Consider the following 12,692-nt stretch of genomic DNA (forward strand, 5'->3'; position numbering starts at 1 on the left):
AATTGACCCACATGTTCAACTGCCTGCTTGGACGCCAAGCAGGAGAACGGAGTGATAACCGTGAGCATGTTGGCCAAAATTCGGCGGATGCATTTCCGCGATGGCGTCCCGCTCCGGGACATTGCAAGACAGACAGGGCTTTCGAGAAACACTATTCGACGATGGTTGCGCGAACCGTCGGAAAGCGAGCCGAAATTCGCTAAGCGCATCAGCAACAGCGTCGTCGACCCGTGGTCAGAGCAACTGCGACTATGGCTGGTCGCCGATACGAGGCGTACAAGACGGGAACGGCGCTCGGCAACGCAGATGTATGAGGATTTACGGGCGGCTGGCTACGACGGGAGCTACGACCGCGTGTCTGCCTTTGTGCGCAACTGGAAGAAGGAGCGCGATTCCGGAGCGCAGCGTGGCGCCTTTGTGCCGCTCGCCTTTGAGTATGGTGAAGCATTCCAGTTCGACTGGAGTTGCGAGTATGTCTTCATCGGTGGACTCAGACGACGCGTAGAGGTCGCACACATGAAGCTCGCCGCGAGTCGTGCCTTCTGGCTTGTGGCCTATCCGACCCAAAGCCATGAGATGCTGTTCGACGCCCACGCACGAGCATTCGTCGCGTTAGGCGGCATTCCCCGGCGCGGCATCTACGACAATATGAAGACTGCCGTCGACAAGGTTGGCCCGGGTAAGGAGCGAGCTATCAATGCGCGCTTCCACGCGATGTGCGGCCACTACCTGTTCGAGCCTGAGTTCTGCAACCGGGCCGCTGGCTGGGAGAAAGGCATCGTTGAAAAGAATGTCCAGGACCGCCGCCGGCAGATTTGGCACGATGCAATCGGTATCCGGTGGGAATCGCTTGAGGTCCTGAACATATGGCTGGCAGAACGCTGCCAACAGGCCTGGAAGCAACTGAGACATCCGCAATGGCCTGAGCTCAGTGTGGAAGACGCCCTCGCGGATGAACGCCCTCGGCTGATGCAGGTTCCAAAGCCGTTTGATGGCTACATTGAGAAACCCGTGCGCGTCTCGCCGACGAGTCTGGTACATCTCGACCGGAACCGTTATAGCGTGCCGACGGAGTTTGCACATCATATTGTTAGCCTGCGTAGCTATCCGACCTACATCAGCCTGGTGGCTGACGGCATCGAAATTGCCCGCCACCCCCGCAGCTTCGACCGCTACCAAACCTTTTATGACTGGCGGCACTACATCGCTTTGGTGGAACGAAAGCCCGGCTCTTTGAGAAACGGCGCGCCGTTCCTGACGATGCCAGAACCGATGCTTCGCCTGCAGAGACACCTACTAAGGCAGACCGGTGGCGACCGCGTAATGGTCCAGGTCCTGGCGGCCACCCCCGTTCATGGCCTGGAGGCCGTGCTGGTTGCCGTCGAGCTTGCGCTCGAGTCCGGACGTCCCAGCGGAGACCATGTCCTGAACATCCTTGCCCGACTGAAAAGCCAGTCGGCTCAATCGGGCGACGGGGTGAGGACAGCAATAACGCTCAAGGTCGAACCGCTTGCAGACGTCTACCGTTATGAACGACTGCGCGTAATGCGCGACGAGGAGGATGGTCGTGTCGAATGAAACTGCCGCACTTCTCAAGGCGCTAAAGCTTCACGGAATGGCGCAGGCGTGGCCCGAACTGGTAGCACAGGCACGACACAGTGACTTTGAACCGGAGAAATTCATGCAGATGCTGCTGAAAGCAGAAACGGCTGAACGGCAGGTTCGGTCAATCAACTACCAGATGGCCGCCGCACGCTTCCCCGCGCACCGTGACCTTGCCGGCTTCGACTTCGAGCAGGCTAGCGTCGATGAAACTCTTGTGCGAGAGCTCCACACTGTCCGCTTCTGCGAGTCCGCGCAGAACGTAGTGTTCATCGGTGGACCTGGCACAGGAAAGACGCACCTGGCGACGTCCATCGGTATCGACGCGATACAGAATCATGCAAAGCGGGTCCGGTTCTTCACTACGGTTGAACTCGTCAACCAGCTTGAAGCCGAGAAGGCAGCCGGCAAACCAGGGCAACTGGCAAATCGTCTCATGTATGTCGACGCCATTGTTCTGGACGAGTTGGGCTATCTCCCGTTCACTCAAACGGGCGGTGCACTGCTGTTCCATCTGCTCTCGAAACTTTACGAGCGTACGAGCGTTCTCGTTACAACCAATCTGAGCTTCACTGAATGGTCGAACGTCTTCGGCGACGCGAAGATGACAACTGCGCTGCTTGACCGGCTCACCCACCACTGCCATATAGTGGAAACAGGCAACGATTCCTGGCGCTTCAAAAACAGTACGGCGGGGCAGCCCGCTTCGCGGGCTGCAACCCGTAAAAGCTCACCCAAACGACAAAAAGAGGAGGAAATCGACGCACCAGATTGATGTTTATCAGCATCAGGGGTGGGTCAATTTTAGATGCAAAAAGTGGGTCAGTTTCCAGTGCAAATCAACAGCCATGCTCTTTCCCAAGATCGTAGGCGTAGACGCGGCCGTTGTTTTCCTTGATTGAATCCAATAAATCCATATTTCACCAGTTTTGTTAATTTTTAAAACTACCGGAAATCTAAATCCACGTTTCAACGGGAAAAGTCTAGCGGGCGTTTCTTTATCCAAAAAATACGACGCCTTGATTTGAATCAAGCGCGTGCGGCGTTCATCCCGATTGCGGAAATGCCTGCAACCATGCAGCGCGTTTTATGCAGGAAAAAAGGCTAACGCCACCACGTCGCCGGTCATTTCGTCCACTGGAACCCATCTCCACTTTGTGTAGACGCATTTACACCGTGACGCCAAAGGACTTGAATTAAGATGCGCACGACATTGCGGCGAGTCGAATACCAGCAGAAGCAATAAATACACGCATCGCCCATCCCGCTTATTGAAAGAGGTCGATTCCGGGCATCGACGGATATCGGCACATAACCCGTTGGCAATTAAAAAATAAGGACTTTCATGAAACCCCTAGCGATGGTTGTCCTGGCTGCATGCCTCACCTTGACGGCGTGCGGCGGTGACGACGTATCTGACGGCAGTGGCACCTCGTCGTCCTCGGGAAACGGCGGTCCCGGCTCGTCGGGCAATCCGTCGTCCCCCGGAAACGGCGGCACCGCCCAGGCGCAGGCCGGTTGGTCCACCGCCGCGGCGATGGACGGTAAAGCAGCCGAGTTCGAACCCAGCACAACGATCGACGCCAAGGGCAATTCGCTCGTCACGTGGATGTCGAACGGCCCCAGCGGCACCACCGGCAACGAGATGTGGGGCTCGCGCTACGTCGCCGGCTCGGGCTGGTCCACGCCGACACGCCTCGACACCAGCGATGGTAGCGACGCCATGACGGGCACCGGCACCGGCGCGCCGCAACTCGTCGGCAATGCCAGCGGCCAGGCGGTCGCGTTCTGGACTCAATGGATGCCCGCTGCCAGCAAGTATGCGTTGTGGGCGCGCCCCTATAGCCCGAGCGCCGGCTGGGGAACGGCAACCGAGATCGCGCCGAACATCACCAGCTTGACGTACACCGCGGGCATCGACGCTCAGGGCAACGCGCTCGTCGCGTGGCCGCAATCGATCAGCCTGCTCGACTCGCGCATCGCATGGACACGCTACACGCCGGATGGCACGTGGTCGACGACCGCGCTGATCCAGATGCCGGCGCAGACCGGCCCCGGCGCCGTCACCGGCGACACGACCAACGTGCGCCCGATGATTTCAGTGCTGCCGTCCGGCAGCGCGGTCCTCGCGTGGGGGCAGACGAACAGCACGCAGTCGGCGATCTGGACCGCCACGTTCGATCAGACCGACGGCTGGACCAACATCAATCAGGCCGTCTCGAACACGAGTCTGTTCACCTCGATCGACACGCCGACAGCTGGCATGGACGCGAAGGGGAACATCACGCTGGTGTGGGGGCAACTCGATGCAACCGGCGGCAAGCTCTACACCACCACGATGTCGCAGCGCTACGTCGCGGGCACCGGCTGGCAGGCGGCGCAGGCTGTGGCGCCGGAGATCACCGAAGCGGGTGGTTTCATCGCCACGCCGATACTCAGCGTGGGTGCGAACGGCGTGGCCGCCGTCATGTGGGCGCAAGGCGGCGTCGCGCTGCAGGCGAGCGTTTCCGACGCCAACGGCAACTGGGGACCGCTGCATCAATTGACCGCGAGCATCGACCCGACGACGGTGCAGTATCCGCCGATCGTCGTCGATCCGGCCGGCAACGTGACGGCGGCGTGGCAGGACGCGGGGACGCCGGGCTCGTCGGATGTCATCGCGGCCAGCTACCGGAACGGCGCGTGGACCACATCGACCCTGTTCGGCCAGGACCCGCAGGACGCGTCGTGGCCCGCACTGGCCGTCAACGCATCCGGCGCGATGTCGCTGGTGTGGCAGTTGTACATCAACAGTGTCGGCCCCGAATTGCAGGCCAGCTTCTATACGCCGGGCACGTGATCGCGTCGTAGACATCGCGCAGAAAACCGTCGTCGTCGCCCTCGGCGACGACGCGGGCGCGCGGCGCGGTCGCCACGACGGCGGCATCCGCGTCGTCGCGCGGAAAGATTCAACCCATCGAAAAGGCATCGCCATGCAAATCAAGCTTGATTCGACGCTGCGAACGATCATCGGCGTTGGCATCGTCAGCGCCGTGCTGTCGGCGTGCGGAACGACGAAAATGAACATGATCGACGTACAGCGTTCCACCGCGAAGACCATCGGCCTTGCGTCCTCCGACGAGCTCACCATCGATAACGTGCAGTACGGCCAGAAGAATGGACTGGGCGGCCAGCAGGTGAGTTACGACGCCACCACCGGCAAGGGCCGGCGTTTCACCTGTACCGTGTTCATGATTCCCGGATTAACGCCGATCGACAGACCGACGTACAACAACTGGGAATGTCACCCGCATAGTTAAGGGCTTGAATGACGACCACGATATGCGTCCCACGCTCAGCGATTTTCGAATCGCCGGATGAGGCAATCCTGCGATAGGATTGGCAGCGATTGAATTCGTTTGACGCGTCGGCAGTATCGGCAGTATCGAAAGCCAGGCGCACGAAAAAGGACTGGTCGTCACTGAAAATCGGTTTGATCGTACTCGTTGCCATGAATCAACTGGATGCCGTTCCCGTTTTCAAATTCTCCACGGTCGATTATCCCGAGCGGGACCGTTTTCACCTGTGGGTCAAAGACAACCTCTGCGACTGCAGATTCGAGGACGACGGTTACGGTCCGTTCAATGCGGAAGCGACCGGCGCCGCGCTCGGCCCGCTGATTCTCTCCGGGCGTCGCTGGCCAGACCGGGCGAAGCCGTTGACTTACTCGGTGTATCGCAACGCCCGGCGCATCCGGATGGACGGCCAGGATTCGTTCCGCTTCACGTTGTTGCTGGGCGGGCGGTTCTTTTGCCGGTCGATGAGTCCGGAGTCGATCAAGACGCCCGGCCATCTATTCTTTTACGACGTCGCGCAACTCAACGATTGCACGGTGGAAGCAGGCGACGTGATCAGTATCGTCGTGCCTCGCTATCTTCTGCCGAGCCACGCCGCGTTGTTGCACGGTCACACGTTGACGAGCGGTGTCGGCCGTCTTCTCGGCGACCACCTGCTGTCGCTGTTCCGCAACCTCTCCATGCTGCGTCAGCAGGACGTCCCCAACATCGTTCAATCGACGCTGCTACTCATGGCCGCCGCCGTTTCCCCAACCGCCGACGCCGTGCGCGAGGCGAGCGGTCCGATACACACGGCATTGCTGGAGCGGGTTCGTCATTACATCGACACGCATTTGCTGGAGCGCGATCTCACACCCGAGCGGATCTGCCGCGATATCGGCTTGTCGCGCGCCAAGCTGTACCAACTGTTCGAGGACGACGGTGGGGTGATGCGGCAAATCCGGCGCAGAAGACTTCGGCATGCGTATCACGTGCTGGGCGACCCGCAGCAACAGCATGTCCGTATCGCGGAGATTGCCTGGGCGCATGGCTTTCCGGATGAAAAGTACTTTTATCGGCTTTTCAAAGCGGAATTTGGCCACACGCCGAAGGAGACGGTCGAGCAGCGGTCGGGGCCGGTGTTGCTGCCGTATGGCAAGGTGGGGCAAGAGCAACGCATCGGTGCGGGAGGGTTGCCGGGGTGGACGTTGCCGTTTGGGGTGTTGAATAACTGACGGGCTAACGGATGGGCTACCTGACTCGCTAGCTGCTAAGTAGGCGCTTTATCGCCGGCCGGCGAGTCTCGCTGACTGACCGGCCGGCCTGGCATACACCGCTACTCAACCGATTCAACCCCGTCTCAATCCACCGCCTTCAAAATCGCCGCCAACTTTCCGCAATTCGCCTTCCCGCCCGTCTCCAACGTATCCGGACAAATCAGACCTTCATAAAACGCCACCTGTTGATCGCGTACCGACGATTTGCAGTTTTCGTATTCGAGTTCCGCATCCGGCGCGGGATTCTTGCCCCAATCGTTGAACGCTTCGCGCTGGAGCGCGCAATCCGTGTCCGCCTTATACGTCCACACCAGCAGGTTCTTTTGCAGCACGTCGCGCTGCGCGTCGGGTACATCTCGCCGTAGCGCTTGATAAAGCTTGTCGGCCCGCGCAGCCTTGGCCGCGGTCTCCTGTTGCGCGCAGGCGATTTCCTGATCCCGGTTGAGATTGCTTGCATCGCAGTCGGCTTTCGCGTGCGCGGTGGAAGCGATCAAAGCCAGCGCGCCTGACATTGCGAGCCTGACGATACGCAACGTAATAGGTCTCATGCGAGCGTCCCCCTCGAAGTAATGAAAAAGCGATTGCACCGTCCGCACGATTTTCCAGAATCGAACGGCAGGTCGTCGTTTTGTTTAAATTCACCGATATGCAAATATGCGACACGCATCTGATTAATTTCGGCGTCGCCATAGCTTCTTCGATTCGACTGCGATAATCAACTCCGTTTTACGATTCGCCCATTACCCAAGCCCGATCACTCCGGCTACCATACCGACGCGTCACGCCTTTTCACCGAAACGAAATCGAATTGTTTATGTCCGCGTTTCCCACGCCCGCCGAACTCAGCCGCCTCCTGCCGTTCGCCGCGTCCGCCAGGCCGTGGCGTCTGGTGCGCTACGCGTGCACGGATTGGCTGGTCATCGCGCTGTGCTGGGTGGCGATGGCGCGCGTCCCGCATCCGCTCGTCTATGCCGCCGGCGTGTTGCTGATCGCCGGCCGTCTACAGGCGCTCGGCGTGATCCTTCACGACGCCTGCCATCTTCCGTCGCGACGCAGAAACCTGCCGCTCGTCATCGTCGAGGCGCTGGCCGGCTGGCCGATCGGGTCGTCGATCGCGGCGATGCGCTATCACCATCTGCGGCATCACCGCGCGGTGTGCACGCCGGAAGATCCGTATCTGCACCGTCTGGCCGCACGCGGCGGCTGGATCAAACGCGCGATGATGCTGCGCGGCGCCTTGCTGCCCATCTGGTGGCCGCTGCGCGCGGTGATGTCGCCGCTCGCGTTGCTGTGGCCGGCGTTCCGTCCGTGGTATGCGCGCGGCTTTCTTCAGGAGCGCTCGAAGCGCGATCTGCGCCGGCATCCCGAGATCATCGCGTGCGCGCGTGCCGATCTGCCGCATTGTGTCGCGTATCTGCTGGCGATCGCCGCCGTCGTCCATTGGGATCTGCCGTTCTTGACCTACTACGGGCTGCCCTGGGTGCTTGGCGGGATCATGAACGCGAACCGCGTGCTGATCGAACACGATCACGTCGAGCAAGGCGAGCGCTCGCAGCAAGCCGTGTGGGCGATGACGCATACGTGGCACTACGGCTGGGCCGGCAAGCTCGTGCTGTTCCCGCGCAACATCGGTTTCCACCAGGTGCATCACGTCTATCCGGCGTTGGCGCTGGAACATCTGCCGGCGGTGCATCGTCATCTGCTCGAACGGATTCGGGCGAGTTCGCAACAAACCTGAAGCAACGCGGCGCGAGAGTTCGCGCGCGCGTCAGATTTCGAACTTCATCAGCTTCTCGCCGCGCTGCGCCTCGGGCAAGGTTTCGCCACGCCGCACGGCAGCCAGCAAACGCTCGATGCCCACATGCACCACGTCCGCGCGAACGTTGTGCGGCTCGAAGCCGGGCGCGTTATCCAGTCCCTGCCGATGCGCGCGCATGATACGCACGTCCTGCTGAATCACGATGTGGGTATAGAGATGCAGCAGCGGTCTGATCGCGCGCAACACCCAGCGCGGCAAACGGAAACGGTACGCGATGTAGGTGTACACGCGTGACCGCCGGTCATCGATCGGCGTGATCTGGCTGACGATCAGAAACCCCGACCGGCTGCCCCACAGATAATCGCAACGCGTGACGTTCGGCGCGAAAAAACGATCCGTATGAACGAGCGGCTCGCGATCGGGATTCGTGAGCCAATCCATCATGCCGATCTTGTCCTGCTCGTCGTGATAGGTCACTTCGACGCTATCCGCCTTCAGCGCCACCGACGCCTCCATCGCACTGCCGCGGCTCGAGCGGAAAATGCCGTCGTGGACGAACACGGTGTGCGGCACATCCATGAAATTCTGCGCGAGCATGCCGATGTCGCCGTCGAACGTGTTCACCATGAAATACGACTGCCACGGCGCTTGATCGTAGAACGGCATGCGGAAGATCGGCTTTGCATCGGTATCGGCATCGCCTTCGCCGAGGAATACCCAGATCAGGCTGTCGTGTTCGCGCACCGGCAAGCTGCGTTGCTTGAATGGGTAGTCGCTGGGGGCGGCGGCGGGCTTCACGCCGTCGATCGTCGGAATGTGGACGACCTGACCGTCGCCGTCATAACGCCAGCCGTGATACGGACAGACGAGGCAATCGTCGGCCAGCTTTCCTGCGGATAAACGCGTGCCGCGATGCACGCATTGATCGATCAAGGCCGCGACATCGCCATTGGCGCGTCGAAACAGCACGATGCCCAGACCGAGAATTTTGACGCCGAGCGGTTTTCCGCGCCGCAATTCGCGCTGCGTGCACGCGACGAACCATTGTTCGTGCATGCCGTCACGGGTGGCGCTGGAAGTAGCGGAGGCCGAGGCACGAAAGGCAATCGGTTGTTCGGGTTCGCGATCTACGGTCGGCATGATGTCAGTCGCCGGTCAGGGCAAGAAGTGCGCTCGCGGTATCGAGCCGGCTCACGAGCATGCGCGGCTTGGCGTCGCCGGCGCGAATGCCGGTTAGCTCCGCGGCGTGTTGAATCGCATGGGCAAGCCGCTGGGGCAAGCCTTGAAGCTGCCGTACTCGTACGGGTCCGAGTTGGCCGAGGCGGCGCGCGTGAGCGTAGTGGAATGCACGCTGCAACGCGGTATCGACTATCGACGCTAACGCAGCCGTATCGCTTGACGTATTGCCGCCCGCCACCAGCAGCACGTAATGCGGTGTTTGCGAGTCGATGCAGGGAACGAGGCACAGCGTGTCGTTGATATCTGCAAACGTGTCGGCGAGCACGCTCGTGACTGTCGCCTCATCGAGCTTTTCGCCGACGAGGTCGCACTGCGCGCCGGCTCGGCCCGCGAATTCCACACGCGGCGTACGACCAGCGAAGCCCGTGACTCGCACCCGATCGCCGAGCAGGTAGCGATACAAACCGCCAGCCGTCGTCACAACCACCTGCACGACATCTCCGACGCGCAGATCGGCCGCATCGCACACGCGACCGTCGTCGAACACGAACTCCAGAAAGTGGCTTTCGATCGCGAGCGGGCAGCCGTCGTCCGAACCGAACGGCAGCGTGACCACGGCCTCCGTCGCGAACAGTCCCTTAGGCAGCCAGCGCGCATGCGGAAACCGCGTGCGCAATTGAGCCGCGTAACGGCGGCTCGGGCCGTCCATCCAGCAACTGACGGCGGCAAGCCGGGGCCACAGCGGCTCGCATGTGCCTTCGGAAAGGGCGGCACGTAGCGCGGTTTTGCGCGCGGCCGGCAACATCGATTCCAGCCACGCCAGCGTCGCGCCGTGATCCGCCTCGTTGCCTTCGAACAGCGGACGCAGGAGGCTCGACAGAAACGTCGGACTCCACACGCTGATGAAGCTTAGATCGTCAGCGGCAATCAGCGCCAGCAAGGTCTGCCGACGCCACGCGTCGGTGTCGTCGGAAAACGGCGGCACGATCAGCGTCGGCGCGAGACCCGCGACGATGCTGCCGCCGAGATAATCCAGATCGCTCGCCGAGCCGATCGGAATGCCGTTCGCGGCGCATCCGTTCGCTTGCAACGGCGGCGACATCGACCAGTACGCGCGACCGTGTGCGATCTCCGGCACTTGCCCATAAACGTCGGCAAGCCACACCACCAGCGCGCGTTGCATTTCGTCGAGAAACGCCGGCGTGTACGGAATCAGCTTCTGCAACGCGCTGTTGCCGCTGGTGCGCTCGAAAAACCGTGGCGCCTGCGCGCTCAGCACGGGTTCCGTCTCGCGTTGCGCGCGCTCGATCCACGGCAGTAAATCGGCATACGTCTGCAGCGGCACGCGCTCGCGATACTGCGCGGCATCGCGGATATCGGCAAAACCGTATGCACGTCCAAACGCCGTATCGCGATTCGTGTCGAGCAATTGCCTCAGGCGTTTTGCCTGCGTAAGCGCCGGGTCGGCAATGGCCGCGTGCCACGTATCGAGCGCGGGATGTGCGGCAGCGAGGAAATCCCGCCACGCGTCGCGCGTGACATTCGAGTCCGTCGTCATCAGAAGTACGTCTTGTCGAGCCGGGACAGATCGTCGGGCAAGCGTTGTGGCGGCAAAAAGATCTGCAGCCAGCCGAACCACAACGGCCGCGTTTCCTTCACGTTCGACGCCGCATGCAATTGTTGCCACCGCAGATTCGGCCGCCGATGATGCGTGAGGTTGTAGTTGAAGTTCAGGAACGCCCAGCGCACGAGCGTCGGCGCGCGCATGTTGTACGTACCTTCCACTGCATCGAGCGGCGTGCGCATGTGATACACCCACTGCAACGACGACCACGAAAACGCGAACGCGGCGTAGGCGATCAGAACGACGTCGAGCGTCCAGTGAAACAGCCAGCCCGCGAACAGCCACGCGGCCACACCGCACAGCACTTCGATACGAATCCGCTTGAAATCGCGCAGCGAAAAGTCCTTGAAGGCCGCGGCGTAGGTATTGTCGTCGCCGCGTTTCGACCAGCTACTCGCGATGCCGGCCGGCAGCAGGGCCAGAACGATACTGCCCACCAGTCCGCCAAGCCAGATGCCGCCCAGGATCGCCGCGTAATACTCGATCCGCTTGCGCAGCAGCGATTCGTCCAGCGTCGCGAAATCGGCCCGCTCGGCGCGCGTGCGATTGCGCACGTGGTGGCCGAGGTGGTTGATATGAATCAGCGTGGCAGACGCGCCGAACATCGTCGAGGCCCACCACATCATCAGATAGTTGAGTGTGCGGTGCCGATGTCCGAAGCCGTGAAAGGTCTCGTGCATCATCGAGAACACGCCCTGCAACACGAGGCAGAACGGAATCAGGATCAGCCATTTGAGCGGACCCGCGTGGGTGGTCGATAGCCACGTCAGCACGGCAATCCAGAACGCCGTCTGCAACGTCAACACGACGAGGTTGGCGAGATCGAAAGCGTGCGATTGCGTGGCGGTATTTTTCTCGGTCGAAATGGGCATGCCGGCGTTGAAAACTTAATGTACGCGAAGGATACCCCGGATATCGCCGATTAATCCAACAAGCGCAAACCGGTCGTTCAGGGGCATGCGAATTGAATAAGAAAATCCCGATTAGACTTGGCGAACGCGTGCATTCCCTTTATCTTTGCCACCTTCCAATCCGGCGCCCGGCCTGTCGATCGATATGATTTTTTCCCGCAAACGCGTCAGTGAATCTCCGCCGGTTGCCGATATCGTGCAACGCGATTTGCGCTTTACGCTCGACGACACCATTCCGCGTTACTGGTATCGCGGCTGGTGTCACGTCACCCGATTTTTCGACGCGTTTTCGATCATGTTTCCGCTCGGCGAAAAGTTCTTTATCGACAGCGTGAAGCAGTTTCGCGATGAAATACCGGCCGGCACGCCGCTCGCGCGGGATGTGGCGGGTTTCACGCATCAGGAAGCCACGCATATTCGCGAGCATCGGCTGTATAACCAGCGTCTTGCCGCGCAGGGCGCGCCGACCGCCGAACTCGAAGCATTGATCGCGCGTCGCCAGCAAGGCAGTTTGCGCAACATCTCGCGCACCACGTGGGTCGCGCTGACCGCGTGCCTCGAACACTACACCGCGATTCTCTCGGACCAATTGCTGCGTCACCCCGAGATATTCGATGGCGCCGATCCCGCCATGGCCGCGATCTGGCGCTGGCACGCGATCGAGGAAACGGAACACAAGGCCGTTGCCTTCGACGTATTGACGGCCTTCGAACGCAGACCGCTGCGCCGCTACGTGATCCGCTGCGGCGCAATGCTCGGCGTGTCGGTGTTCTTCGTGATCGACCTGGTTTATTTCGTCTACCGGCTGGCCGCGTGCGACCGGCAACGCGGCAACTGGCGCGAGTGGTGGCGTCTGCTGGGCTGGCTGTTCGTGCGCCCCGGCATCTTCACGCGCGTGATGCCGTCGTGGCTGTACTGGTTCGCGCCGTGGTTCCACCCGAACCGGATCGACAGCCGTGAGGTGCTGGCGCGTGCGCGTCGCTCGCTCGACGGGGAATCGGCGACATGACACCTGACTTCCTGCTG

General features: G+C 61.1%; 11 protein-coding genes. 7 read left to right on the forward strand and 4 right to left on the reverse strand.

Annotated elements, in window-relative coordinates; all coding sequences use genetic code 11:
• Positions 1 to 60 precede the first annotated feature (60 nt).
• From istA to LFL96_RS00065, 5 genes are all read left to right on the forward strand, one after another.
• Complete coding sequence (gene istA, locus LFL96_RS00045) at positions 61 to 1,578, forward strand: IS21 family transposase (RefSeq protein ID WP_280996892.1); 1,518 nt, start codon at positions 61 to 63, stop codon at positions 1,576 to 1,578.
• On the forward strand, positions 1,562 to 2,377 hold the full coding sequence (gene istB / locus LFL96_RS00050; RefSeq protein WP_280995363.1) for an IS21-like element helper ATPase IstB: 816 nt from the start codon (positions 1,562 to 1,564) through the stop codon (positions 2,375 to 2,377). The genes istA and istB overlap by 17 nt, the downstream gene beginning before the upstream one ends.
• A gap of 570 nt (positions 2,378 to 2,947) precedes the next feature.
• Positions 2,948 to 4,441, forward strand: a complete 1,494-nt coding sequence (locus LFL96_RS00055) for a hypothetical protein (RefSeq protein WP_280996893.1) — start codon at positions 2,948 to 2,950, stop codon at positions 4,439 to 4,441.
• Complete coding sequence (locus LFL96_RS00060; protein ID WP_280996894.1) at positions 4,395 to 4,901, forward strand: hypothetical protein; 507 nt, start codon at positions 4,395 to 4,397, stop codon at positions 4,899 to 4,901. Before LFL96_RS00055 ends, LFL96_RS00060 begins: the two co-directional genes overlap by 47 nt.
• A 191-nt stretch (positions 4,902 to 5,092) precedes the next feature.
• A complete protein-coding gene (locus LFL96_RS00065) occupies positions 5,093 to 6,151 on the forward strand; it encodes an AraC family transcriptional regulator (RefSeq protein ID WP_280996895.1) in 1,059 nt (352 codons plus the stop codon).
• A gap of 125 nt (positions 6,152 to 6,276) precedes the next feature.
• On the opposite strand, the gene LFL96_RS00070 is transcribed toward LFL96_RS00065, so the two are convergent.
• The gene (locus LFL96_RS00070; protein ID WP_280996896.1) at positions 6,277 to 6,687 is read right to left on the reverse strand and encodes a hypothetical protein; all 411 of its coding nucleotides are present in this window, start codon (positions 6,685 to 6,687) and stop codon (positions 6,277 to 6,279) included.
• 320 nt (positions 6,688 to 7,007) lie between these two features.
• Between LFL96_RS00070 and LFL96_RS00075 the strand changes: the two genes are divergently transcribed.
• On the forward strand, positions 7,008 to 7,931 hold the full coding sequence (locus tag LFL96_RS00075) for a fatty acid desaturase family protein (protein WP_280996897.1): 924 nt from the start codon (positions 7,008 to 7,010) through the stop codon (positions 7,929 to 7,931).
• A gap of 30 nt (positions 7,932 to 7,961) precedes the next feature.
• Here the strand turns inward: LFL96_RS00075 and LFL96_RS00080 are convergent, their stop codons facing one another.
• The 3 genes from LFL96_RS00080 to LFL96_RS00090 are packed head-to-tail and all read right to left on the reverse strand — an operon-like array spanning position 7,962 to position 11,627.
• Positions 7,962 to 9,092 carry an aromatic ring-hydroxylating dioxygenase subunit alpha gene (locus LFL96_RS00080; RefSeq protein WP_280996898.1) on the reverse strand — a complete coding sequence of 377 codons (1,131 nt, stop codon included), beginning with the start codon at positions 9,090 to 9,092 and terminating at the stop codon, positions 7,962 to 7,964.
• 4 nt (positions 9,093 to 9,096) lie between these two features.
• Complete coding sequence (locus LFL96_RS00085) at positions 9,097 to 10,689, reverse strand: GH3 auxin-responsive promoter family protein (protein ID WP_280996899.1); 1,593 nt, start codon at positions 10,687 to 10,689, stop codon at positions 9,097 to 9,099.
• The gene (locus LFL96_RS00090) at positions 10,689 to 11,627 is read right to left on the reverse strand and encodes a fatty acid desaturase (RefSeq protein WP_280996900.1); all 939 of its coding nucleotides are present in this window, start codon (positions 11,625 to 11,627) and stop codon (positions 10,689 to 10,691) included. Before LFL96_RS00090 ends, LFL96_RS00085 begins: the two co-directional genes overlap by 1 nt.
• 235 nt (positions 11,628 to 11,862) lie before the next feature.
• On the opposite strand from LFL96_RS00090, the gene LFL96_RS00095 reads away from it, so the two are divergent.
• Positions 11,863 to 12,675, forward strand: a complete 813-nt coding sequence (locus LFL96_RS00095; RefSeq protein ID WP_280996901.1) for a metal-dependent hydrolase — start codon at positions 11,863 to 11,865, stop codon at positions 12,673 to 12,675.
• The last annotated feature ends 17 nt before the right edge of the window (positions 12,676 to 12,692 follow it).

This window comes from Paraburkholderia sp. D15, from assembly GCF_029910215.1.
GTDB lineage: Bacteria > Pseudomonadota > Gammaproteobacteria > Burkholderiales > Burkholderiaceae > Paraburkholderia.